The organism is Ulvibacterium sp. (assembly GCF_028285715.1).
Taxonomy (GTDB): domain Bacteria; phylum Bacteroidota; class Bacteroidia; order Flavobacteriales; family Flavobacteriaceae; genus Ulvibacterium.
In genome coordinates, this window is the sequence record NZ_JANQOO010000007.1 from 132,755 (window position 1) to 158,492 (window position 25,738).

General features: G+C 41.1%; 14 protein-coding genes. 8 read left to right on the forward strand and 6 right to left on the reverse strand.

Going from position 1 to position 25,738, the window contains the following annotated elements:
- Positions 1 to 31 precede the first annotated feature (31 nt).
- Both Q0993_RS02905 and pgmB read right to left on the reverse strand, forming a co-directional pair.
- Positions 32 to 2,353, reverse strand: coding sequence for a glycoside hydrolase family 65 protein (locus Q0993_RS02905; RefSeq protein WP_299529591.1), 2,322 nt, complete (start codon positions 2,351 to 2,353; stop codon positions 32 to 34).
- A gap of 131 nt (positions 2,354 to 2,484) precedes the next feature.
- Entirely contained in the window at positions 2,485 to 3,159 is a 675-nt protein-coding gene (gene pgmB / locus Q0993_RS02910; protein WP_299529592.1) for a beta-phosphoglucomutase, read from the reverse strand.
- Between the two features lie 441 nt (positions 3,160 to 3,600).
- Here pgmB and Q0993_RS02915 point away from each other — a divergent pair, with 441 nt between their 5' ends.
- Positions 3,601 to 4,812, forward strand: a complete 1,212-nt coding sequence (locus tag Q0993_RS02915; RefSeq protein WP_299529594.1) for a lanthionine synthetase LanC family protein — start codon at positions 3,601 to 3,603, stop codon at positions 4,810 to 4,812.
- Between the two features lie 225 nt (positions 4,813 to 5,037).
- On the opposite strand, the gene Q0993_RS02920 is transcribed toward Q0993_RS02915, so the two are convergent.
- The 4 genes from Q0993_RS02920 to Q0993_RS02935 all read right to left on the reverse strand — a co-directional run bounded on the left by Q0993_RS02920 (position 5,038) and on the right by Q0993_RS02935 (position 8,697).
- Positions 5,038 to 5,733, reverse strand: coding sequence for a hypothetical protein (locus Q0993_RS02920; protein WP_299529596.1), 696 nt, complete (start codon positions 5,731 to 5,733; stop codon positions 5,038 to 5,040).
- Between the two features lie 18 nt (positions 5,734 to 5,751).
- Entirely contained in the window at positions 5,752 to 6,630 is an 879-nt protein-coding gene (locus Q0993_RS02925) for a DUF6734 family protein (protein ID WP_299529598.1), read from the reverse strand.
- A 314-nt stretch (positions 6,631 to 6,944) separates the two neighbouring features.
- Positions 6,945 to 7,103, reverse strand: a complete 159-nt coding sequence (locus tag Q0993_RS02930) for a hypothetical protein (protein ID WP_299529600.1) — start codon at positions 7,101 to 7,103, stop codon at positions 6,945 to 6,947.
- A 562-nt stretch (positions 7,104 to 7,665) separates the two neighbouring features.
- Positions 7,666 to 8,697 (reverse strand): LacI family DNA-binding transcriptional regulator, encoded by a 1,032-nt coding sequence (locus Q0993_RS02935; protein ID WP_299529602.1) that lies wholly within the window; start codon positions 8,695 to 8,697, stop codon positions 7,666 to 7,668.
- Positions 8,698 to 9,047: 350 nt separating this feature from the next.
- Here Q0993_RS02935 and Q0993_RS02940 point away from each other — a divergent pair, with 350 nt between their 5' ends.
- The 7 genes from Q0993_RS02940 (at position 9,048) to Q0993_RS02970 (ending at position 25,737) form a co-directional block, all read left to right on the forward strand.
- Positions 9,048 to 12,068 carry a SusC/RagA family TonB-linked outer membrane protein gene (locus Q0993_RS02940; protein WP_299529604.1) on the forward strand — a complete coding sequence of 1,007 codons (3,021 nt, stop codon included), beginning with the start codon at positions 9,048 to 9,050 and terminating at the stop codon, positions 12,066 to 12,068.
- 10 nt (positions 12,069 to 12,078) lie between these two features.
- The gene (locus Q0993_RS02945) at positions 12,079 to 13,668 is read left to right on the forward strand and encodes a RagB/SusD family nutrient uptake outer membrane protein (RefSeq protein ID WP_299529606.1); all 1,590 of its coding nucleotides are present in this window, start codon (positions 12,079 to 12,081) and stop codon (positions 13,666 to 13,668) included.
- A 253-nt stretch (positions 13,669 to 13,921) separates the two neighbouring features.
- Positions 13,922 to 17,227, forward strand: a complete 3,306-nt coding sequence (locus tag Q0993_RS02950; protein WP_299529608.1) for a VCBS repeat-containing protein — start codon at positions 13,922 to 13,924, stop codon at positions 17,225 to 17,227.
- Positions 17,205 to 17,792, forward strand: a complete 588-nt coding sequence (locus Q0993_RS02955) for a hypothetical protein (RefSeq protein WP_299529610.1) — start codon at positions 17,205 to 17,207, stop codon at positions 17,790 to 17,792. The genes Q0993_RS02950 and Q0993_RS02955 overlap by 23 nt, the downstream gene beginning before the upstream one ends.
- Positions 17,782 to 21,099, forward strand: a complete 3,318-nt coding sequence (locus Q0993_RS02960) for a VCBS repeat-containing protein (RefSeq protein WP_299529612.1) — start codon at positions 17,782 to 17,784, stop codon at positions 21,097 to 21,099. Before Q0993_RS02955 ends, Q0993_RS02960 begins: the two co-directional genes overlap by 11 nt.
- Before the next feature lie 3 nt (positions 21,100 to 21,102).
- Positions 21,103 to 24,405: an FG-GAP-like repeat-containing protein gene (locus tag Q0993_RS02965; protein ID WP_299529614.1), complete on the forward strand. Its 3,303-nt coding sequence runs from the start codon at positions 21,103 to 21,105 to the stop codon at positions 24,403 to 24,405.
- Between the two features lie 108 nt (positions 24,406 to 24,513).
- Positions 24,514 to 25,737 (forward strand): hypothetical protein, encoded by a 1,224-nt coding sequence (locus tag Q0993_RS02970; protein ID WP_299529616.1) that lies wholly within the window; start codon positions 24,514 to 24,516, stop codon positions 25,735 to 25,737.
- The last annotated feature ends 1 nt before the right edge of the window (position 25,738 follow it).

A 25,738-nucleotide genomic window follows, 5' to 3' on the forward strand; every position in this document is an offset into this window, starting at 1 on the left:
GTTCTTTGTCCGGTAAAAGTGACTACTAAATTTAAACAAGTTGATTTTCAATAACGGTTTCCTTGTTCGGTGAAACGACTACGCGTTCACCATTGACGCGAAGTGACATATCTTCCTTGCCTTCCAAAACAAATTTGACTTCATTTTTGGTTACGGTAACCTTTAGGATACGATGCCTAAAATTGATTTTAAAGGAATATCCCTCCCATTGCTTGGGTATCCTTGGGACAAAGGACAGTTTATCCTCTACAATACGCATACCGCCAAAACCTTCAACAATGCTCATCCAAGTACCCGCCATTGAGGTAATATGCAGCCCTTCTTCCACCTCCTTGTTGTAGTCGTCCAAATCCAAACGTGAGGTTCGCAGATAAAATTGGTACGCCTGCTCCATACGATTCAACTTGGCCGCTTGGATGCTATGTACACAAGGGGATAGGGAGGATTCATGTACGGTAAAAGGCTCATAGAAATCGAAATGTTTTTTAAGTTCTTCCATGGTGAATTGATCTTCAAAGAGATAAAACCCCTGAAGTGTATCCGCCTGTTTAATGTAGGGAGATCTTAAAATTCGGTCCCAACTCCACTTCTGATTAATGGGTCTTTGGGTTTTAGGCAAATCGGCAACAGTGATTAATTCCTTGTCCAGGAACCCATCCTGCTGAAGATAAATATCGTGCTGTTCGGAATACGGAAAGTACATTTTCGCCGCCACCTGCTCCCATTCGTCGGTTTCAGTATCCTTTAACTTGGTAAGACCCATTATCCTATTATAATCTTCGGGGTATCCTTCCTTAACTTTTCCCAACTGCTCCAAAGTGTAGTTGATGCACCATCTGGCAATGTAATTGGTGTACCAGTTGTTGCTTACGTTGTTCTCATACTCGTTTGGTCCGGTAACACCCAATATGACATACTGTTGCTTCTGTTCCGAAAAATTGGCACGTTGGTGCCAGAAACGCGCAATTCCAATCAAGACTTCCAACCCCATTTCAGGAATGTAACTATAGTCCCCGGTAAAGCGGAAATAGTTATAAATGGCAAAGGCTATGGCACCGTTCCTATGGATTTCCTCAAATGTAATTTCCCATTCATTATGACATTCTTCCCCATTCATGGTCACCATGGGATAAAGGGCAGCCCCATTGTTGAATCCCAGTTTTTGGGCATTCTCAATAGCCTTCTCCAAATGGTTGTACCGATATTGCAAAAGGTTGCGAGCTACTTTCTGGTCTTTTGTGGCCATATAAAATGGAATGCAATACGCCTCTGTATCCCAGTAAGTACTTCCACCATATTTTTCACCGGTAAATCCTTTTGGGCCAATATTTAAGCGGGAGTCTGTCCCCAGGTAGGTCTGGTTCAAATGAAAAATATTGAAACGAATGCCTTGCTGCGCCTTTATATCACCTGAAATGGTGATATCGCTCATTTCCCATATTTTGGACCAAGCCTTTTTTTGAGCGTCCAATAGCGCTTCAAACCCTAAACCGGTGGCCTTTTTTAAAGCATCCTTTGCCGCCTGGATTAATTCCTTGGGCTCATGGTTTGTAGAAACAGTATATCCCCCGAACTTGACTAACGATAAATTGTCGCCCTTGTTCACTTTTTGAACATATTCATGACCTACCCATAGTTCCTTTTTTTGCTCTGACGGAGCAATATCGACTCTTTTACCTTCATGATACACTTGTGCCTCCATAAAGGTGCAAGTGGCAAAATGGGTCTTCATGGTGTGTGCCTCTATAAAAGCTTGATTACCCTCGGATTCGATATTTGTGGTATTCCAAAACTTATCGTCCCAATTGCTGTCCTCATTGGTAATGCCGCTGTCCAAATACGGATTAAATGTTATTTCGACCGCACTATCCAAAGGTGAAATTTCAAATTTGATTGCCCCTACCTCATCCAAATCAAGACTTAAGAATCGAGTGACCTTTACACCTACGGTGAAGTCGTTGGCTGTTACTGCCTTAAATGATCTTTGGTACCAACCCTCTTTCATGTTGAGTTCCCTACGGAAATTGGCTACCTTTTTACATGTATTTAAATCGAGAGGTTCTCCATTAAGCAGTACATGTATCCCAATCCAATTTGGAGCATTCAATACTTTAGCAAAATACTCCGGATATCCATTTTTCCACCAACCGACTTTGGTCTTGTCCGGATAATACACTCCGGCAATGTAGCTTCCCTGAAAAGTTGGGCCCGTATACTGTTCTTCAAAATTGGCACGTTGCCCCATGGCACCATTACCTAAACTGAATAAACTTTCGGAGGCCTTTACATTTTCAGTATCAAACCCTTCCTCAATGATAGACCATTCATCAGGACTTATATAATCTTGATTCATTTTATATTCTTTTGCTAGTTTTACAATGTACGAAGTTTTGAAATTCAAACAGGCCATAGGGCCGCTGTTTGCACTAAATCACCTAAAGCCCAAATATAGGGCTTCAACGGCGAATTGCAGATACCTATTCCTTAATCGTTAGTGCTCACCCTATCCAACAATGATTCCAGAAAATTGTCATCAATTTCCGTAAAATCGACAAAGTTGAATTTTGCATTGGACAGTACTTCTGCATCTCCAATACCTATGCTAGTCATGCCTGCAGTGTTTGCGGCCTCTATTCCGGCCAAGGCATCCTCAAATACTACACAATGTTCCGGCTTTGTGCCCAGTTTTTCAGAAGCTTTGATAAAAACCTCCGGATCTGGCTTCGCCTTGGACACCTCATTGCCATCCACAACTGTATCAAAATACGACAATAAGTTAACTTTTTCCAAAATAGGTTTGGCATTTTTACTTGCGGAACCTAGGGCGGTAGGGATGTTTTTGGTCTTTAAGTACCGTAAGACCTTGGGGACGTCCGGTAATATTTCAGTCTCGTCCATGGTGTTGATATAATCCAAATAGTCCTTATTTTTCTCAATAAGCCAAGCATTGAACTGCTCTTCCGAAGCCACTATGCCCCCCATTTCCAAAAGGATTTCCAGACATCTTTTTCGGCTTACCCCCTTAAAACGTTCGTTGTCCTTCTCGGTAAATGCTATTCCCAATTCATCGGCCAACTTTTTCCAAGCCAAATAGTGGTATTTGGCCGTGTCCACGATTACGCCATCCAAATCAAATATAAATCCGGTTTTATGTTTCATTTTGCTCACTTAAATGATTTTAAATTTATATGAAAACTTTAAATGGTTCAAAATAGGTTAAGCAAAGTTAACAAGTTCTTATCGCCGCCCTAACATTAATCTTGGACTAAGCAAGGCAAATTAGATGCGCCTTTGGTAATATTGTGTCCTTTGTGAAGGTATGGAAAGAAATACTAGCTCGGTTTTTCTTTCTTTGTAATATTACTTTTCTTATTCTTTAGAATGACTTTTGCCCGCCGTTTCTAATTGTGACTTTTACTCGGACTTATGTTTTAATACAGGCTTATTTTATTAAGTAAAAGACTTTTTTAAGGTAAAGCTGGTCAAAACAAGGTATTGCCCTATAATGAATATAGAATTAACAACTTTTTAAATAACTTCTTGTTTCAAAAACAGAATAAACTTGTTTATTTTGTAGTACTTTTACTATAAAAAATCCAAATGATTCTTAAGGATAGTCTTGAAAAAAAATTAAGGGAGATTAACCTTGTGATTAAAAAAAAGCATACAGAAAGTCAAGATGTTGGATTGTTTACCGGCCTATCGGGTCTGGCATTGTTCCAATTTTATTATGCAAAATATCTTGATAATGATAAAATCGCAGATGATGGATTGGAAACTATCTCTCTATGTATCAAAAAAGTAAACAGCGGGTATTCGTACCCTACCTATTGTGATGGTATAGCAGGTATGGGTTGGACGATGCAGCATTTAAAAAAAGAAGGGTTTTTAGACGACGATTGTGAAGAGTTGCTCTCTTACTTCGATGATTATCTTCATAATCAAATGACTTTTGAATTTGGTCGTAGCAATTACGATTTTTTTCATGGTGCACTGGGGTACGCCTTCTATTTTCTTAGCCGATATAAATACACGGATGATTCTAATCTGAAGAAAAGATATGCATCCTTTCTTTATGATTCTATCAAAAGCTTAAAAGAACTTTCAATCTCAGATGGGAATTTTATAAAATGGGAATCTACTTTGGATAGAAGGAAGAATAACAAAGTATATAACCTAGGTCTTTCCCATGGCATGGCTAGTATCCTTAACTTTTTAGGGAGACTATATCGATTCCAAGAATTCAAAAAATCTACTGAAGAGCTCATCAACAGAGGTATTGGTTACCTGATTAGTTTTGAAGAGAACACCAAAGGTTTATCCCATTTCCCGGCTTATATCGAGAAAAACATTCCTGCTGAATACAAAAGTAGATTAGCTTGGTGTTATGGTGATTTAGGCATTGGCTTATCATTGTTGCAAATTGGCGCATCTCTTGGAGATATTTATCTGGAAAAGCGCGCTCTTAGAATATTAAAAAGCTCTACAAAAAGGAAAACAAAAAATGAGACTTCGGTTATTGACTCGGGAATATGTCATGGTTCCTATGGAAATGCTTTAATCTATGAAAGAGTATTTCAAAAAACGAATAATCCATTATTCAAAAAGTCAAGTAAGTTTTGGATGGTGGACGGTTTACAAAAAGCAATTCACAAAGACGGTTATGCGGGTTACAAACAGTGGAACCCCCCAGCTCAAAATTGGGCGCCACAGTTATCCTTATTAGAAGGAATAGGTGGTATAGGGCTTGTAATCATTGATTACCTTTCCGAGGATTCTAACACTTGGGACGAATGCTTAATGATTAGTTAGATCCCTAAAAACACCTTGAAATCATTAGAATAACTCTTTCAATTTTGTCTTAAGAACCTCCAATAATAACTTAGATTTTTAAAAAATTTAGCTTAAAGGCAGGGTATCTCAAGCCAAACCTTAAAAGAAGTCAATAATGATGCTCCTGTTGTAAAAGCCAATTTCTTAAAATTACCCAAATTTTGCCTAGATTAAACCTACTATCTCTAAGCCTTTGCCTATAGATTAATATTTTCTTATTATATGTTTTTTGAAAATATGCTCCTTAATAAGTCTTCTGGTCAAGATCAAAAGTTCTTGCTCCTCTTCCAATGTAAATGTATCGAAGGTTTCGATGAACTCGTTGGTAACGGATTGAATTTCTCTTTCTTCGCCAAAAAGCTGAAGTAGAAAATACTGGTATTGGGTTAAAGGATATTCAAAAACATTAGTGTCCAGCCATTGATCATAGACTCCCGTTCTTTCGAATAAAAAGTAATAATCGCCTTTCCCTTCCTTCAAAACATTCTCAAGATTGAATGATTTTTGTCTACTTTCTTTAACCGTCCATTCCCAAAAGGACTCATAGATTTCAACCATTGGGTTTAATATAAACCGAATGTTATTTAGACTTTTATGGTCCATTAGCAATAGTTTTTCCCTTTCGGCGCTAAGTCTTATATCTTCTCTGAAAACCTTTTCAATGGTGCGTTCAACATCACGCAATCTGAATTTCTTCATTTCTATTGCCTGTATCTCGCAAAGCATTTCGAGATAATTCTGATTCAATTTGGTTTCAGAGTTGACTATTGAGAATAAATTCTTGAGGTCAGTTTCGAAGTTATCAAAGTTAGTGCCTGACACCTTTTTCAAAATTTCAAGAATATCTAAATTGATAGTTTCCCCAAAACTTATTGTTCTCCAGAAATGTATGGTATCCATGTTCAGTATAATTGTTGTTTAAAAAAGTGAGATTATCCTAGTGTGATATTCAGGGTAATCCAATATCAATTGTTGTTCAAGCTCCCTACATGATTCAAAATAAGATTTGGCCCCTGCAATTAAATGGACGTATTTCCTTTTTTCATATTTCTGAATAAAGTTGCTTAGACCCATATTTTCTGTTCTTAAGTCCTCAATGAAGTGCTCAATTCTAATATTCTCACTTCTAGCCATTGCACTAAATAGGTATTGCTCATACACAATGGCGTAGGTGGCACCAATAATGTTTCCATTTACATATTCGATATTGGAATCTATAAACTCAAATGCTTGGTTTGAGAATTTTTTGAAGAATTCAATATCATTTCCTCCAATAATTCCAGCATTACTAACATTATACCTCTTATGTTTTTTGAAGTCCTGTCGCAAAATTAGAGGAATCTTGATTCCATTATCTTTCAAATGTTGCATTGCAAAGGTGTAATGGCCCTCATCAATGTCCATATGTTGAGCAAGCAATGGTGCATTCTCAATTCTTTTACTGAATTGTTCCCAAATGAATACATCGTTGTCCACATGAATAAAAGGTTTATCCTGCAATCCAAAGGCAAACAATTTTCCAATAGCCCATAACTTTTTGGAATAATTATTCAATTTATCCAATTCTACCTTTACCGATGTATAGGGTAGTTTCAACTGATTTATTAATAACTCTTCTCCTGCAATATCCGTTACCAACTCAATTTCATCATAGTATTTTTTAAAGCTCAAGCAACTCAATGCCCAACTCATATATTGGTACTTTGGATGACGCCACCCGCCATTTAACTTCTCAGTAGGTTTTTTATTAAATGTAGCTTGTGCAGGTTTGGACCAATAACTATGGATGATCTTCATTGAAATTAAGTTCAGCTCGTATATGGAAATGCCGTTTCATTACTTCATGGCCTACAAAGGCTTTGATTAAATGACGAAAAAAATCTTTGTGAAATGATAAGTTTCTCAAGCCTCAAATACTTCCCTATATCCCGATGTATTTATTGAAAAACTAAATTCAAAATTAAGGATCTATTACAAGCACCTGAATATGCTTAATATAACACCTATGAAACACCTTCTCTAAAAAGTGACTGGTTATTTTCTATGATCAAAAAGCGGTCGCCTTGCCAGGCGACCGCTTTTTCAAGGAACTTAATAATTCTTAATAGTGCCTAGCCACAAGACTGTGATGGAGTTGTGGGGCAGGTCGCCTCGCTTGCTCGACCTCCTCCTCCGCATCCGCATCCGGTGGCCGAGGGATAGCCACTAGTGGCTCCATTTCCACCAAGAACACGACTGCTCTCCAATAAACTCAATTCACTAACCTTCATCTTGTTCAACGTTAACTTTAAAGACTTCTTTTTTTTCATGACATATATATTTAAGATTTTCATAAATGTAGGTTTTTTCTTCTTTTTATGTAGGTTTTTTAGAATACATTAACTATTTTTTTCTTTTATACAAAACATTAGTAACTTTTATGAATATGATAACCATTCTTAAATACCTACTATCAATTTTTGTGGTTTCCCCAACAATCGAAACACTTTCAATACCTCTTTAAAACCTGTTGCTATGGGTACGAAACTTTACAATATAGCCGGATTCTTGATTCCTATTTCCAAAATCAACGGTATCCTTTATTTAAAGTCCACCTTCTTTACTACATGGGTGGGGGCGATACAACAGTGAACAAACTTTTGGGAATCTCTACATGTTTGCGATCCTGTCCCTGAGGTCACTTCTTTTCATGATAAGGAGGTGCGCATTCAAAAATGACTCTCCCACGATACATGCTTTGCCTCGATAGAGGTTTTCGGCAAATTGCTGTGGGCTGAATAATGGCCTTTGTCAATGGGCCATCCGAATTAACAAAGCTATTAAGTGGTGTATTTAGTTAATTGTAGAATCCCTTTCTATTAAAGTAGCTTCAATAATCTTGGTATGGAACATTTCCTCTTCCTCTTCATTTTCCTGCTCCACCCGCTCTATGAGCATTTTTGCTGCTATTTCCCCCATTTGCTGCCCATGTTGTGCTACTGTAGTTAATGTAGGATTGGCATATTTGGAGAGAATCCCATCCGTAAACCCGATAAAGGAAATATCCTCGGGAATTTTTAATCCCATATCCTGTGCCACCCGCATACAATGGACCGCAAACATTTCATTGACACAAAATGCGGCGTCCACCCTTTCCTTTTCAAAAAAAGCCTGGACTGGCACCTTATCCATACCTAAATAGGTATAGGGCAGTTTTATGAGGAGGTTTTCATCAATTGCGTGATTTCTGTCCTCCAGTGCATCAAAATAGCCCCTTGCCCTTTTATTACTTACATTAAGGTAGTTGTCCGTGGTTACTAGGGCAATTCTTTTTCTTCCCTGGTCTAGAAGCTTATTTACCGCTTGTTTGGCAATTTCCCTATCGTTGATCAATACCTTATCGCAGGCCACCTCATCCGCAACACGGTCAAAGAGAACCAGGGGAATGCCTTGTTCCGTAACTTCATTCAAATGGTTGTAATCGTTTTTAAGTTGGGTCTCGGCGGACAGGGCCATTATAAAGCCATCCACACTACCGTTGGCCAATAGTTCCATGTTAATTACCTCTTTATCAAAGGATTCATCGGATACGCACACAATTACGTTATATCCCTTTTGATTCGCATATTGCTCTATTCCCCTAAAGACGGTCGTAAAAAAGTGGTGAACGATTTCGGGTATAATTACGCCAATATTCTTAGTGCGCTTATTCTTTAAACTAATGGCCACATTATTGGGTTTGTAGTTGTAAAGTCTAGCAAAAGCCTGAACTTTCTCTTTGGTGTCTCGACTTATTTCCTCGCTATTCTTTAAGGCCTTCGAAACTGTGGAAATAGAAACCTCCAGTTCCCGTGCAATGTGCTTAAGTGTAATTTTTCGTTTCAAAATGTGGCTTTAATTCTATTATAAAAGAAAAGTAACCATTAAAGATCCAACTCTTAAGGAAATGTTATCATTTAACATTAAGATTTTGGAAATGGCACCATTTCCAAAAATCGGGCTAAAAGCAAAAAATGCTATATTTGGATAAAATTGCAGTTTTATCACTATTTTTGAGCAAAAATACGAATAGTTTAAAGTAACAAACTATAATTTGAGATTGTGATATTTTGAAAAAGTTATTAACACGAAACCGTTTTCGTTGGTCTGGATTTCGTTGTGATAGGATATTAACAACTATTTTACATATTTTTAACTTTCGATTATAAATTAACTCAACTTAAAATTAGCTTTTTATGAAGATTACGCTACTAAGAAGCCTAGTGATGGCTGGGGCACTTTTGTGTTTCGGTTTATCCCAGGCGCAGGAAGTATCCGGAACGGTTTCCGATGCCCTAGGACCCCTGCCAGGGGCCAGTGTTGTGGTAAAGGGAACGACCAACGGTACACAGACCGATTTTGACGGTAATTATACCATAGACGGATTGGACGATGATGCAATTTTGGTCTTTAGCTATATAGGCTACAGCAACCAAGAAATTCCCGTTGCCGGGCAAGCTACCATTGACGTGGTGCTACAAGAGGACGCGCAGGCGTTGGATGAGGTGGTCATCGTAGGTTATGGTAGCCAGGCAAAAAAGGAGATTACCTCTTCGGTGGTCAGTGTTAGTACCGAAGACTTTAACCAGGGGGTCGTTCAAGAACCGACCCAGTTATTACAAGGTAAGGTTGCCGGCTTAAGTGTGGTAAACCGGGGTGGAAATCCTAACCAAGAACCCGTTATTCGGTTAAGGGGTATCTCCACTGTTGGGGGTAACCAACAGCCTTTGGTCGTCATTGACGGTATCTTGGGAGGCTCCTTGAGTAGTGTGGATCCCGCGGATATTGAGAACATTACCGTCTTAAAGGATGGTTCTGCTGCGGCTATATATGGTTCCCGAGGTTCTGCCGGGGTAATCGTGGTCACTACCAAAAGGGGAAAGGCAGGGCAACCCTTGCGGGTTTCCTATAATGGTCAGCTTGGAGTCTCTACCATAGCCAATCAAATCGAGATTATGGATCGTGGTGAGTTTTTGGCCGTAGGTGGTAATGATTTGGGCAGTGATACCGATTGGAGGGATGAAGTTACCCAAACGGGAATTGCTCAAGTTCATAATATATCAGCTTCCGGTGGAGGTGAAGGATTTAATTACCGTGTGGCGGGTAACATCCGGGACACTGATAATATCCTAATCAATTCTGGATTCCAACAGTTCAACTTCCGTACCAATTTTACTGGACTTTTGTTTGACGACAAACTGAAAATCGATGTTAATGCGGCGTTTACACAGCGGGATTCCCAAATCGGGTTTAACGAGGCCTTGCGATATGCCACCAGTTACAACCCGACCGCACCTGTTTTTGGGGAAGATGCGCCCTTTCCCTTCAATTCAGCACAGTTTGGAGGGTATTTTGAAACTTTAGGTTTGTTTGATAGTTTTAACCCTGTTGCGATAGCAGAATTAAATAGGAATGACCGTTTCGCTACTACTTTAAACTATGGGGTAAACCTAAATTATAGGGTTACCGACAACCTAACCGTGAATCTCAACTATGCGGCCCAGAACATTAAAGAGGATGCCAACATATACTATCCAACTACTGGATATTGGAGAGGTAGTGCGCTAAGCCCTACGAGAAGGGGACGTGCAGACTTTGGAAACTCGGAGCGTAGATTTAGGCTTTTGGAAGGCTACGCAGCCTATACCAATAGTTTTGCGGATAAATTTAATTTTACAGTCACTGCCGGATATTCCTTCCAGGAAAACGATTTCAACTACAGCTACTTCCAAATCGGGGATTTCCCTCCAGGAGTCGACTTTGATTGGAGCAACAACATCAACGCGGCCCAAGACCTATTGGAAGGTGGACGTATTGAAGCAGATAGTGGTCGCGAGGATGGGGACCGTATCATCCGGTTTTTTGGCCGGGCGAACATTACCTTTGACGATGCGATTTACTTCGACGCTTCCATTAGCCGTGAGGGATCCAGCCGTTTTGGTTCCGAGAACCGTTGGGGTATTTTCCCAGCCGTGGGTATGGGTGCCGATTTGAACAAGTACTTGGAATTGCCCAATGTAAACCTGTTAAAAGTACGTGCAGGTTGGGGACTCACAGGAGCCATCCCACCAGCGGTTGGTTTGGACCAACAGATATTCAACGTACAGAATGGGGTTGATGGACAAAGTGGCGCTGCCAGTACCCAAGACAATGGGCGAGCCGCCAATCCCGATTTGAAATGGGAGGAGAAATCGGAGTTCAACTTTGGAGTAGAATTTGCCATGGACCGTTTTGGGGCCACTGCGGATTACTTTATCCGTGATATTAGAGATTTCGTGACTTTTGCCAATGTGGATGCTGCCGAGAACAACGGGTTTGATCGCCGCTGGCAAAATTCGGGTCAACTAGGGGTTACCGGGTTTGAGCTATCTGCCAATTATGATGTGATTCGAAACGATAAATTGACTTATAATACAGGGGTAATCTTAACCCATAACAAGAATACTTTGGAAGAGAATCCACAAGGTGACCAAGTAGATGGTAATCTAGGAGCTCCAGGTCAAAATAATACCAATGTGGTTCTAATACGGGAAGGTGAGGAAGTTGGACAAATTTGGGGTCCCGTCTTCTCCGGAGAAGTAGACGCCAATGGTACACCTATCTTACTGGATATCAACGGAGACGGGGAACTGGTCACTGGTCAGGGTAGTGCCTTGGATGACAATGCCGATTTCCGTGTACTAGGTACAGGTATTCCTGATTTTGAAATCGGTTGGACCAACCAAGTAACCTTCGGAAACTGGGATGCCAATGTCTTCTTTAGGGCAGTGGTAGGTCATAGCTTGGTCAACAGTTTCCGTGCCTTTTATGAACCCATTATCGGTTCTCAGGCCTCTTATAACTTTGTAAACACCAAATTGCAACGGGATGATATTAGAACCGCCCAATTTAGTGACTATTATGTGGAGAAAGCGGATTTCCTCCGTTTGGATAATATGTCTATAGGCTATAACTTTGACTTAAAAGAAGGTAGCTATATAAAAGGGTTGCGATTATCCTTGGCAGCGCAAAATCTTTTCACCATCACGGGCTATAGCGGGGTAGATCCCGAACCTTCCTTACAGGATGGTGGTTTACCAGCCGGTGAGCTTCGAGGGGATGATGCTGATGATCAGATTGATGAAATACAGGCTAATCCATTAATTGCAGGGATAGAGCGACGGGAAGCGTATTTTACCTCAACGACCATAACTCTTGGATTGAATGTTAACTTTTAAAAAAAATACTATGAAACGAATCTTTAAATTAACACTGATCAGTACGGTATTCATTGCCTTCTCCTGTACGGATCTCGATGACGAATTGGAGGATACGCTCACGGAGGAATTTTCTGTGGATGGAATAGACACCGGCGGTGGCGGCGGAGATGGAGGACCCCTCTTATCGGCCTTTGCAAGATTGCGTGCAGGTGGTGCTGGGAATTCTGGGCATTTCGCTTTGCAAGGTGTGCCTGGAGATGATATGGCGGTACCCCAAAAAGGAGGTGACTGGTTTGATGGTGGCATTTGGATTGACTTACACCGTCATACCTGGAATGCAGCCAATGACCGTATCAACGAAGGATGGAATGATGCCTATGGAGGTATCGGGGAATGTAACATTGCCTTGGATGGTGGCACTTTGGATGCCAATGGTACTGCGCAAATCAGAGCACTTCGGGCCTATTTTTATTACAGACTGCTAGATCTTTACGGGCGTGTAAAACTCATTACCACTGCAGGTGGGGATGCCCCCCAGTCCGATCGTATAGACGTTTTTAACTTTGTAGAAAGTGAATTGTTGGCTGCCTTGGGTATTTCAGCGGTAACCGCAAGTATAGACCTTTCCGCAAGTGCATTGACTACAGATGTAAATCCTTATCGAATCAACCAATTTTCAGCTCTTGGGCTTTTGGCCAAACTGTATTTGAATGCCGAAGTATATACGGGAACCCCCCGGTATGAAGAAGCGGATTGGGCGGCCACCTATGTAATTGATAATGGTCCGTACCAGTTATGTGCCGCAGGATGTACAGCTCCTAACCGGGCTAGGCGGCCGGATGTGGAAACCGATCCAGCTACATTGGAAGGGTATGCTGCCATATTTGCAACCGATAATGAAAGCAATCCGGAAATCATTTTTTCTATAGAGTATGCTTCTGTAGGAGGGGGTGGAATGAACTTTGCGCAAATGACACTTCATGGTCCAAGTCAATTGACATATGGTCTTGACGCTGCTCCATGGAATGGCTTCGTGACTCTAGAAGAGTTTTATAACAGTTATGAGACTGGAGATTTGCGTAAAGAGGCCAACTTCTTGGTAGGGCCGCAAACTGATTTCTCAGGTAATCCATTGATCGACTTTGCCGCGGATGATGATGACCTTCAAGTAAATTATACTCCGGCAGTTAACGAGTTGGAACCCAATGCCTTGCGACAAGGTGGGGCACGAATGAAGAAGTTCAGTTTCGAGGTTTTGGGTAGACAGGATATGAATAATGACTATCCTATACTTAGACTTGGAGATATCCACCTTATGCGGGGAGAAGCAAGAGCTAGGGCCGCAGGGGACTGGAATCTTTCCTTGCCTGATGTAAATGCGATACGAACAAGAGCAGGAGTTTCTACTTTGGGAAGTATTGATGCGGACGAATTCTTGGCCGAACGAGGTCGGGAAATGTTCCAAGAATCCAGTAGAAGGACCGATTTGATTCGATTCGGTAAATTCCAGGATTCATGGTGGGAAAAAACCAATGCTGACGCATTTAGAAATTTGTTCCCGATTCCTGTAAACCAAATCAATGCAGCACCAGATTTGACACAGAATCCAGGTTATTAATATCAACTGGGATTATTTATAAGTTTAAGGGTTGTCCTTTATGGGCAACCCTTTTTGCTAAAACCTTTTTTCATCAGTCCAAATAGGTAAAATAAATTGGGTAGAACTTGCCTTGCATACCCTAGGCATGCAAACCGGCAGGCAGGCCTACTCCGACCTTCTATCGGAATCCATAGTTTATACACCTTTGGATACGTATCTTTGCAGAACCATTTTTTTCCAGTTTTAAGCCTTTAAAGAGCGTGTTTATTAGATGAGGCAGTTTATCATATTCGGAATCCTTTTTTTATTTATCTCTTGTGGGAATGAAGACCAAAAGTTAGGAGTAGAGACTCCGCTATTTGTGCTTAAGGATACAACCATTGGAATTTCCTTTGAAAATTCATTGACTTACGATGAGGAATTTAACCCCTATCTCTATCGAAATTTTTACAATGGCGGGGGTGTGGCCATAGGTGACATTAACAATGATGGTTTGGAGGATATTTATTTTACCGGGAACATGGTAGATAACAAGCTCTATTTAAATAGGGGTAATTGGCAATTTGAGGATATAACCGCCCGAGCTGGAGTTGCCTGTCCGGATGTGTGGTCCACAGGGGCCTCTTTTGTGGACATTAACCAAGACGGTTATCTAGACCTTTATGTCTGTAAATCGGGTAAGCCCCAAGGCAACAATAGGTATAACGAGCTGTTTATCAACAATGGCCCTTCCAAAGATTCAGGGCAAATAACCTTTACGGAATCCGCAAAAGAATACGGTCTGGATATAGAAGGGCTCTCGGTACACGCCGCTTTTTTTGATTACGATAAGGATGGGGATCTAGACGCGTATATTCTTAACAATTCCCTGCGTTCAGTAGGTGCATTCGATTTGGTAAAAGATCAACGCAACATTCCAGATGAAAGTGGTAACGGAAACAAATTTCTCAGAAATGACAATGGTTTATTTACTGAAATTACGCAGGAAGCTGGGGTGTTCAGCAGTAAGATAGGATTTGGCCTGGGGATAACCCTGGGCGATTTTAATCAGGACAACTGGACGGATATTTTTATATCCAATGATTTTTTTGAACGGGATTATCTCTACATTAATAACACCCAAGGGGGGTTTACCGAAGAGTTGGAAAACTATTTTCAATCCATCTCCATGGGTTCCATGGGAGCCGACCTTGCTGATTTGGACAACGACCTTTTGTCGGAACTTATCGTTACGGAAATGCTGCCCGAAAATCTAGAACGGCAGAAGACCAAGACCCTTTTTGAATCTTGGGACAAATACACCATGGCTCGGAATCAAGGTTATTTCCATCAATTTGCCCGCAACACCCTTCAAAAGAATCTTGGGGACAGGCAGTTTGCGGAAACCGGTAGGCTAGCCGGCATATCAGGTTCCGAGTGGAGTTGGGGTGCGCTATTATTTGATATGGATAACAATGGTTTGAGGGATATTTTTATAAGCAATGGTATTTATAAGGATTTGTTGGACCGTGACTATTTGGCCTACCAGGCCAATGAGGAAACCGTAAAAAGTAGAATTCGAAAGAATGAAAAAAATGTAATAACCTCCTTGATAGATGCCATGCCATCCCAAGCAGTTCCAAATGCCGCATATTCCAATCAGGGAAATCTAATATTTCAAAAAAAAAGTGATGAATGGGGCTTGGGCACACCAAGTTTTAGCAACGGAAGTGCATATGGGGATTTGGATAACGACGGTGACTTGGATCTAGTTATCAACAATGTAAACATGCCTTCTTTTGTATACGAAAATACCACGGATACCCTCACGCACAGAAGCATTACCTTGAAACTAATGGATTCTACCAATCGTCTTCCTATCATTGGCGCCAAAGCCACCATTAAATATGGGAACAACAACTATGTTTCGGGTGAGAATTATGTTTCAAGAGGATTTCAAAGTAGTGTTCCCCATGGTGTACATCTTGGAATGGGAAATACAAAAAAAGTGGATTCCCTTTGGATTCAATGGCCCTGTGGCACCGTGTCCAAATATACAGACCTTACTTCCAATAAAACCTACTCCTTTAAGCAGCCTATATGTCCCAACGGGAGTCTCCCAGTGCGTTCTTTTAAAAAATTATCCCCAACCATCTTAGGGGAAACCATACCACTTTTTGATTTTGAGCATGAGGAAAACAATTATGTGGATTTCAACAACGAACGATTGCTACCTCAAATGAACAGTAATGAAGGACCGGCCTTTGCCATGGCGGATGTCAATAAGGATGGAAAACTTGATTTTTTTGTGGGAGGTGCCAAAAATCAGACAGGAAGACTGTTCATTTCCTCTCCAACAGGATACCAGGAAACCGATGTCCCCTTTGTACAGGATGCTGGATCCGAGGATACGGATGCCCTGTTTTTTGACGGTGATAATGATGGAGACTTAGATCTTTACGTATGTCATGGGGGAAAAGCCTTTTCACCTTATTCCGTAGCCCTTAACGATGCGTATTACCAGAATGACCAAGGTACCTTTGCAAAATCCAAGACCAGTCTCCAATTCTCAAAAACCTTTAGCTCATCTACTGTTGCAGCTTCCGACTATGATAAGGATGGGGATATTGATCTTTTCGTAGGGGAACGTTATAAGACCAATCTCTACGGATTACCCGGTACCGGCCACCTTCTAGAGAATAATGGTGATGGGACGTTCAAGACTTTAGAAGAAGATGGATTTGTAAATTTAGGAATGATAACCAATGCCCAATGGGGCGATTTGGATAATGACGGGTGGGAAGATTTGGTAGTACTTGGAGAATGGATGCCCATAAAGGTTTTTTTGAATAAAGAAGGCATATTAGTGGACAAGACCGAGGCATTTGGAATTGAAGACTCTTCTGGTCTTTGGACCGCGTTGGAGATAATTGATATTGACAATGATGGTGATTTGGATATCATAGCAGGGAACATAGGACAAAACAGTTTTTTTAGGCCCCAGATGAAAATGTTTGTCCATGACTTTGATGGCAATGGCTTCCAAGAACAAATTATATGTCAATTTTTGGATGGTAGATATTATCCCATTGCGGACAAGGATGAGCTAATCTCCCAAATTCCAGATCTTAAGAAAAAACTATTGTATTATAAGGATTATGCCAAGGCAGATATCTTTTCCATATTCCCAAAGGAAGAATTAAAAAATGTCTTCTCCCTAGACCTTCAAGTAGTAGAAAGCATGGTATTTTTCAACGATAACGGAAAACTTAATGCCAAAAGCCTTCCGCATGAAGCACAGTACGCGCCCATATATGCTATAAATGCTTCCGATATTGATGCCGACGGATATGTGGATCTCTTCCTTGGAGGGAATCAGTATTTAGTTAAACCCCAGTTCGGACGATATGATGCTTCAGCAGGATGGGCTATCTTTGGACCCCATAAATCAAATGACATAAATAACAGAACGATTCCCTTAAGGATAGAGGGACAGATTAGAAGTTTGAATTGGGTGGATGAAGAAGACCGGAAAATCCTAACAGCAATGATAAATGATGAAAAAACCAAGTTTTATGAATTTAAAAGGGTTCCTTAAATTTTGGACCGTTTTTTGGCTCATTTTTTCCATAAGCTGTTCGGAGAACAAGTATTCGGATTTGGTAAAAAAGGAACTGGCTAGCGGTGTAATTCATGATTCGCTCTTTTTAGGACTTCGGTTGGGACAAAGTCGAAAGGATTTCTTTGAAATCTGCTGGGATTTGAATCGGGAAAAAAAGGTAACCCACAGTGAATTGTTTCCATTTGTCAAATACCCTTTGCCCAAAAAGAAATCTTTGGAAGCGGAAAATGATATAACCATGCTCTTCTATGGTGATTTTAATCGGGAAAAAACTGTTATGACCGGAATACAACTTCAGTTCTATTATGAGGCCTGGGCGCTATGGAACGAAGCAGTACAATCCGATAAGCTGCTCTTAGCGGTGAAGGACTCCCTAGAAAAATGGTATCCGGGAAACGATTTCCTTGAATTGAAAAAGGATTCTCTTCAATTCTTTGTAAAAGTTGATGGTAACCGGCGAATTACCATTAAACCTTTGGATGACAATAGAATAGTAAAGGCAAAAATAGATGATCTTAGATATGTTTTGGATGAGAAATGAAAAAATTGCCCCATTAGGAAAAATTGGGCAATTGGGCATGGTAGCCATGCTCTTGTCCTTTGCAACTTCTTGTATCTCGGAGACCGATAATAAGGATAAACCCGAGCCAGAAAAAGTTTTCCGATTGTTGGACGAATCCAGTACAGGCATTAATTTTTCAAACAACTTGGCGTATGACAATGAATTCAACGTATACAAATATCGAAATTACTACAACGGTGGCGGTGTGGCTATTGGGGATATCAACAATGACGGTCTATCTGATATTTACTTCATTGCCAATCAGGAAAAGAACCGACTTTATCTCAACAAAGGCGATTTCAAATTTGAGGATATTACCGATCAATCCCTTACTGGGGGAACAAAACCTTGGTCCACTGGAGTGGCCATGGTAGACATCAATGCGGACGGTTATCTAGACATCTATGTCTGCAATTCCGGTGACCTAAACGGGGAAAACAAACAAAATGAGCTTTTCATAAATCAAGGGGATACGACGTTCAAGGAAATGGCCGCCGAATACAATTTGGATGACAAAGGATTTTCCACTCATGCCTCATTTTTTGATTACGACAAGGATGGAGATCTGGATGTATATATCCTGAACAACTCCTATAAGGCTATTGGAGGCTTTGATCTGAAATTGAACCAACGTAACAAAAGGGATGTTTTAGGAGGTGACAAATTAATGGAAAACGTCAATGGAAAATTCATCGATGTAAGTGAAGAGGCAGGCATTTATGGGAGCGTAATAGGCTTTGGTCTCGGGGTAACCATAGGTGATGTAAATAATGACGGTTGGGAGGACATTTATGTGTCCAATGATTTTTTCGAGCGGGATTATCTCTATATCAATAATCAAGATGGGACCTTTTCGGAGCAGCTCGAAGATCGGATTACCGCCACAAGTGTGGCTTCAATGGGAGCGGATATGGCGGATATCAACAATGATGGGTACAACGATATTTTCGTTACGGAAATGTTGCCTTCGGATTATGAGCGTCTTAAGACCGTTACGACATTCGAGGATTGGAACAAATACCAATTAAACCTCAACAGTGGGTATTACCATCAGTTTACACGAAATACTTTTCAGCTGAACAATGCGGATAACTCATTCAGTGAGATTGGTCGATTAAGTGGCGTTGAAGCCTCCGATTGGAGTTGGGGTGCACTAATTTTTGATATGGACCACGATGGCCTTAAAGACCTGTTTATAGCCAACGGGGTTTATCGAGATCTCACGGATCAAGATTATCTGTTATACCTCTCCAACGAGGAAATCCTAAAGTCCATGATCAGCAATGATACCATCAATTATGCAAAATTGATAGAGATTATTCCTTCAAACAAAGTTAAAAACCATGCCTATAAAAATATGGGAGGACTTAATTTTGAGATTTTTGAAAAATCCGGTCTATTGCAGGAAAGTTTTTCCAACGGGGCCGCATATGGGGATCTGGACAATGACGGTGACTTGGATTTGGTGGTGAACAATCTCAATATGGAATCGTTCATTTATCAAAATACAACAATGGACAATGCCGAATCGCATTACATCAAGTTTCATCTAAAAGGAGAAAATGGAAACACAAATGCCGTAGGTTCCAAAATAAAGATCGAGCCCTATTCCATCGTAATCGAGAACCAGCCCGTACGCGGTTTCCAATCCAGTATGGATCTACGTCCCAACATTGGATTAAAGACTGCCGACCCTGTTACCATCACCATAACCTGGCCTTCTGGAAATATTACGAAATTGGATAGCGTTGCGGTAGATCAAACCTTAACGCTTTATGAAAAAGAGGCCGGAACAAAGGAAACAAAAACGAACGAACTTGATAAAAAAGTATTCGAAAAAGTTGATTTGGACATCAACTATGAGCACAAGGAAAATCGTTTTGTGGATTTCGATAGGGACCGTTTGCTTAATCATATGTGGAGTACGGAAGGGCCAAAGGTTTCCATGGCCGATGTAAACAATGATGGTCACAAAGACCTGTTCATCGGCGGTTCCAAAGGGAATCCTTCCACACTGTTCCTCGGAGGCAACAATGGACTTATGCCCAAGGACACCAAGGATTTTGACAAGACCAGCAGTTCGGAGGACATGGGTAGCTTGTTTTTTGATGCGGACAATGACGGGGATTTGGATCTCTACGTATGTAGTGGCGGAATAGAGTATTCCCAATTTTCGGCGGATTTCTCGGATCGTCTTTATTTCAACGATGGTGCCGGAAATTATACCTTATCAGATCAACAGCTTCCCGTTACGGGGTCCTTTCATAGTACTTCCGTAGTCCGAGCCGCGGATGTTGATGGTGACGGAGATCAAGACCTCTTTGTGGGTGAGCGCATAATTCCACTTAAGTATGGTCTGCCCTGTTCGGGCTTTTTACTTCAAAATGATGGGCAGGGAAACTTTACCGATGTTACCGGCCAACAAGTCCAGGAATTGCAGGGAATAGGAATGATCACCGATGCCTTATTCCAGGATTTGGATGCCGATGGTGATGAAGATTTGATTGTGCTCGGAGAATTTATGGGCGTGGAATTATTGATAAATGAAAAAGGCCATTTTAAAAGGAAAATCAATAACAAGCTAGCCGATTTAAAGGGATGGTGGAACACTATTCACCCCGCAGATTTGGATAATGATGGGGATATTGATTTTATTCTGGGCAACCATGGCCGCAATAGCCGGTTTAAGACCAGTCCGGAAAATCCGGTCACATTGTACTCCAAAGATTTTGACGGAAATGGTTTTACCGATCCCATTCTTACCTTTCGTAGACAAGACGGAAAGGACTATCCATACGCACTGCGTCATAATTTAATAGAACAGATAAAAGCCCTCAACAAGAAATTCCCGGACTACCAGTCCTTTAAAAACGCGTCCATTACGGACATGTTCTCACCCCAGGAAATGGAGGGAGCGTACCGCCTGGAGGCCAACACTTTTTCTTCTCAAATTCTGATAAACGAAGGTGACTTCAACTTTAAGCTTCAGGAACTGCCTGTTGAAGCTCAGTTTTCGACTACCTATGCCATTACCACCCATGATTTTGACAATGATGGAGATCAAGACATTGTTTTGGGAGGAAACCTATACAACGTAAAACCGGAAGTAGGCAGATACGATGCTTCCTATGGGGTTTATTTGGAAAATCTAGGAGACATGATATTTGTAAGTCGTAAAAGTGGAAGCGGTTTTAACATAAAAGGTGAAATTCGAGATATGGTGATAGATGGCCAACAACTTATTGTGGCGAGAAATAGGGATTCTTTAGTATTGTTTAAATTTTAACATATGAGACACACGGTAGGTGTTTTCATCATTGCTTCCCTCCTTTTAACGGGTTGCTCCAAAACCAGGAAGGAAATCCCGATTAAAAAGGCGGCAATATACTTTCATAGCGTTTCTTCCGATAGCAGTGGTATCGATTTTTCAAATAATCTGTATCATCAAGACGACCTTAATATCATTGAATATCTCTACTATTATAACGGAGGTGGCGTCGCCATTGGCGATATAAACAACGATGGCCTGGAGGATATTTATCTATCTGCCAACCAAACCTCGGATAGGCTGTACCTTAATTTGGGAAATCTGAAGTTTAAGGATATCACCAAAGAAGCTGGAATGGCATTGGACTCAACTTGGTCCACAGGAGTAACCATGGAAGATATCAACAACGATGGATTTCTGGATATTTATGTTTCCAAAGTTGGCAATTACAAAGGGCTCAAAGCCCATAATTTACTCTATATCAACAATGGCGACAGTTCATTTACAGAATCCTCTTCGCAATATCGCCTGAATTTTTCAGGATTTTCCACCCAAGCTTCCTTCTTTGATTATGACAACGACGGGGACATGGATATGTATCTGATGAACCACTCCATCCATACGCCTAGAAGTTATGGTAATATAAGTATCCGACAACAGAAAGACTCGCTTTCCGGGGATCGTTTTTTTGAGAACAGATTGGATGAGGGCACTTTAAGATTTACCGATGTCACAGAGGCATCGGGTATCTATAGTAGTGCCTTGGGGTATGGATTGGCCCTTACCACAGCGGATGTCAACAAGGACGGTTTCATAGATATCTATGTAGGCAATGACTTTCATGAAGATGATTATCTCTATATCAACCAAGGAGATAAGACTTTTAAGGAGTCAAGGAACATTTACCTAAATCACACTGCCCGATTCACCATGGGCGTGGATATTGCCGATATAAACAATGATCTACTACCTGATATTTTTACCTTGGACATGATGCCCTTTGATCATGAAGTATTCTTGAAATCGGGAGGGGAAGATTCGGATAAAGTAAGCCAAATTAAAAAGAATTTTGGCTTTGGCACCCAATATGCGCGAAACACGTTACAGTTGAACCGCGATAACCAATCTTTCTCCGATGTGGCATTGATGACGGAAACCTACGCCACGGATTGGAGTTGGTCCCCATTGATCCAGGATTTTGACAACGACGGTCTCCAGGACATTTATGTGACCAACGGTATTTACAAGCGTCCCAATGACCTGAACTATATCAGGTATCTAAGCAATGTGGATTTTGCCAAATATGACCAAACGAAGCAGAATGAGATCGAGAAAAAGTTAATCGACCAAATGCCCACGTTAAATATTTCAAATGTACTGTTTCGTAACACGGGAGAACTACCTGTTGGTGGGGTAGGTTCAGAATTTGAAAGACTTACGGAAGCGTCCGGGCTACATCCCTCCTATTCGAACGGGGCGGCATATGGTGACCTGGACAACGACGGCGATTTGGATATTGTGGTCAATAATATTAACCAAAAGGCCTTGGTATTAGAGAACAGAAGCCCTAATGAGGCCAGCAACAATTTCATTTCATTTGAATTAAGGGGCAACGAAACATACAAAAACCCCACTGGTTCAAAATTATACCTCTATACCAATAACAAGAAATTCTATAGGGAACTAACGACCACCAAGGGATTCCAATCTTCTTCTTCGCATAAAGTGCATTTTGGATTGGGACCTACTGAAAAAATCGATTCTGTTAGGGTTCAGTGGTTGGACGGAAAGGAACAAACAGAAATGGGCTTGACCGTTGACAAACATCATGTTATTGAAAGAAATGTTGTTGGAAGACCTTTAGAAAACAATGGACTCAAAGATGAGGGTGGCAAGGAAGTAACCACTTTTCCATACGTACATATCGAAAACAACTACTTGGATTATGAGCGTGAAATCTTAATGCCCGAAAAACTGTCCACCGAAGGACCTAGCGTGCTGAGGGCCGATTTCAACGGAGACGGACGAGACGATATTTTTGTCGGATCTTCAAAATATCAATCCCCTGCACTTTTTATACAGCAAACGAACGGAACCTTCCTAAAGGATAGAAAAAGTGAGTTTATCAAGGACATTGAATATGAAGATGTAGATGCTGCCAGCTTTGATTTGGATAATGATGGGGATTTGGATCTTTACGTCATGAGCGGGGGTAATGAAAAGATGGAAGGAGACCCATATCTTGAGGACCGTATCTATATCAATGATGGAAAAGGCATATTTAATCGGCTCAAAATCGATTTGATCAGGACCAATGGTGGCAGCGTATCTTCAGGTGACTTCAACGGGGATGGTTTTGTGGACCTCTTTATCGGTAACCGTTCCATTCCAGGGGGATATGGTCTATCTCCAAGCAGCTATATCTTGGAAAACAATGGGAAAGGCAGTTTTCGTGTTGTGGCGCAATCCAATATGGGTATGATTACCGATAGTCAATGGGCCCATATCAATGATGACGATTTATTGGATCTGATACTTGTAGGAGATTGGATGCCCATTACCATTCTTCTTAACCAAGGGGATTCCAAGTTTGTGGATAGCACCAAAGCCTATGGACTGGATAAGACCAATGGTATGTGGAATACGGTATGGGTAACCGACTTGGACGGTGATGGCAAAAATGACATTTTAGCCGGCAATGCCGGACAGAATAGCAAATTCAAAGCCTCTCCAGAGCGCCCCTTAACCTTATATATCGACGATTTTGATGACAACACCCAACCAGATCCCATTATTTTCTACGATTTCTTTGGAAACTACGTTCCATTTGCCTCTAAAGACCGGTTGGCGGAGCAGCTCCCCGCCCTAAAAAAGCGTTTTTTGGGGTATGAGGAATTTTCAAAAATTAATACCATTACGGATTTGACCGGGTGGGAGGAAAAGGATATCCTCGAAAGCAAAGCCATATACGAAATGCGCTCTATGGCATTTTTCCAATCGGATAGTACTTTTCTCGGCGTACCCCTTCCTAAGGAGGCCCAAATGAGTACTATTGAGGATTTCCATGTGGACACCGATAAAAAGGGCAACCCCAGAATACTCTTTACAGGTAATTATTTAGGCTATACTACGGAACTGGGTCAAAGTAGTTCAAATTCAGGAGGAATACTCACCTTGAACAAAAATGAAACGTTCAATTTTGTCGATTACTTGCCGTTACCGACAAATTTAAATGCTCGTGAGATACTAAGAATTAGTGAAAACACGTTTTTGGTCGTCGCTAATAATAATGCATCGTACACTTTTAATCTATTCACACCGTAGACTTAACTATTTCTATGAAATTGGATGTGTGTTTTAATAGGAAAAATGGTATCTTTTAATCGGTAGAATTCTAAAAAGCCGATGCCCTTGTTCCTTAGTAAATCTTATATGAAGCGCCTTTTTTTAAAAAGTGTTCTTGTAGGAATATCTTTTTTTCTAAGCGTTACGTGTTCCGATGATGACCCTGTAGAGGATAATGATGCCATGCTCATGTGTTTTGACGGCATCCTCAATGGTGATGAGGTAACCGTTGATTGTGGAGGCATATGCCCTGGATTTTGCCCCCTTTCCTCCATAGGTATCTTAGGAGGTGAAGTTAAGGGGAGATCACAAAATGGGGAACTAGTCGATGTACTACAATTAGATCCCTCAATAGAGTATCGTCTTGTAGGCCCATTGCTTATTAGGGACAAAGGAACCTTAGCGATACCAGCTGGAACAGTAATCAAGGCCGATCCCAATGTAGGTGCCTACATTGCCGTGGCACAGGGCGGTCAATTATTCGTGTTTGGGCAACCGGAAAATCCAGCGGTCATCACCTCCGGAGCTGAAAACCCGATGCCGGGGGATTGGGGAGGTGTTATCATTTGTGGTCAAGCTCCAATTGATACCGGTGAAGTAGGCAGGTCCGATATTATTGATATTTTTTATGGAGGCTCCGAAGTAGAGGATTCATCAGGATTAATCAACTATCTACGAATTGAATATGCGGGAGCCATTGGGGAAAATGAACAAAATTTTGATGGTATAGCCTTTTATGGCGTAGGTTCGTTTACAAGCATCACCAACCTCCAAACCTATGAGAATCTAGGAAACGGAATCCGGTTTATCGGGGGTAATGCAGATGCTGAAAGACTAGTGGTTACCAATTCTGGAGGAAATGGCATTGCGGTCACCAACGACTGGAGCGGGAATGGGGATTCATGGCATCTGTCCGGTATTTCCAAAGCTGGAATCCAAATTGCCAGTAATGAAGTAGAAAGTCCCAATCCGATAGTTACCGATACCATTCGTAATATTAGCCTTGTAGGGCCTGCCTTGGAAGGAGGCCTTACTTATTCGGAGGCAGGAGGAAAATATGTCTTGACCAATTTTTACACAACGGACCTGGAGTTGGGAATCAATGTAGAGGGGGTTTCAGCTTCAAATCAGATAGACCTGGGTAATCTAAAAATCGATTCCATTCAATTTGATAACCCCTCAACAGATTTTGTTCCGACCAACTACATGGGGACCAATCCACAATTCTATGAGGAAAATAGTGCTTCAGGTACAGGAAACGGAGCTTCAAAACCCGATTGGACCGATGGTTGGACGAGAGGTCTAGAGTAGG

Bases quoted from the DNA above. Each gene is read 5' to 3' on its own strand.
- pgmB (WP_299529592.1), bottom strand. From the start codon at position 3,159: ATGAAACATAAAACCGGATTTATATTTGATTTGGATGGCGTAATCGTG.
- Q0993_RS02905 (WP_299529591.1), bottom strand. From the start codon at position 2,353: ATGAATCAAGATTATATAAGTCCTGATGAATGGTCTATCATTGAGGAA.
- Q0993_RS02950 (WP_299529608.1), top strand. From the start codon at position 13,922: ATGAGGCAGTTTATCATATTCGGAATCCTTTTTTTATTTATCTCTTGT.
- Q0993_RS02955 (WP_299529610.1), top strand. From the start codon at position 17,205: ATGAATTTAAAAGGGTTCCTTAAATTTTGGACCGTTTTTTGGCTCATT.
- Q0993_RS02915 (WP_299529594.1), top strand. From the start codon at position 3,601: ATGATTCTTAAGGATAGTCTTGAAAAAAAATTAAGGGAGATTAACCTT.
- Q0993_RS02960 (WP_299529612.1), top strand. From the start codon at position 17,782: ATGAGAAATGAAAAAATTGCCCCATTAGGAAAAATTGGGCAATTGGGC.
- Q0993_RS02920 (WP_299529596.1), bottom strand. From the start codon at position 5,733: ATGGATACCATACATTTCTGGAGAACAATAAGTTTTGGGGAAACTATC.
- Q0993_RS02965 (WP_299529614.1), top strand. From the start codon at position 21,103: ATGAGACACACGGTAGGTGTTTTCATCATTGCTTCCCTCCTTTTAACG.
- Q0993_RS02930 (WP_299529600.1), bottom strand. From the start codon at position 7,103: ATGAAGGTTAGTGAATTGAGTTTATTGGAGAGCAGTCGTGTTCTTGGT.
- Q0993_RS02945 (WP_299529606.1), top strand. From the start codon at position 12,079: ATGAAACGAATCTTTAAATTAACACTGATCAGTACGGTATTCATTGCC.
- Q0993_RS02925 (WP_299529598.1), bottom strand. From the start codon at position 6,630: ATGAAGATCATCCATAGTTATTGGTCCAAACCTGCACAAGCTACATTT.
- Q0993_RS02940 (WP_299529604.1), top strand. From the start codon at position 9,048: ATGAAGATTACGCTACTAAGAAGCCTAGTGATGGCTGGGGCACTTTTG.
- Q0993_RS02970 (WP_299529616.1), top strand. From the start codon at position 24,514: ATGAAGCGCCTTTTTTTAAAAAGTGTTCTTGTAGGAATATCTTTTTTT.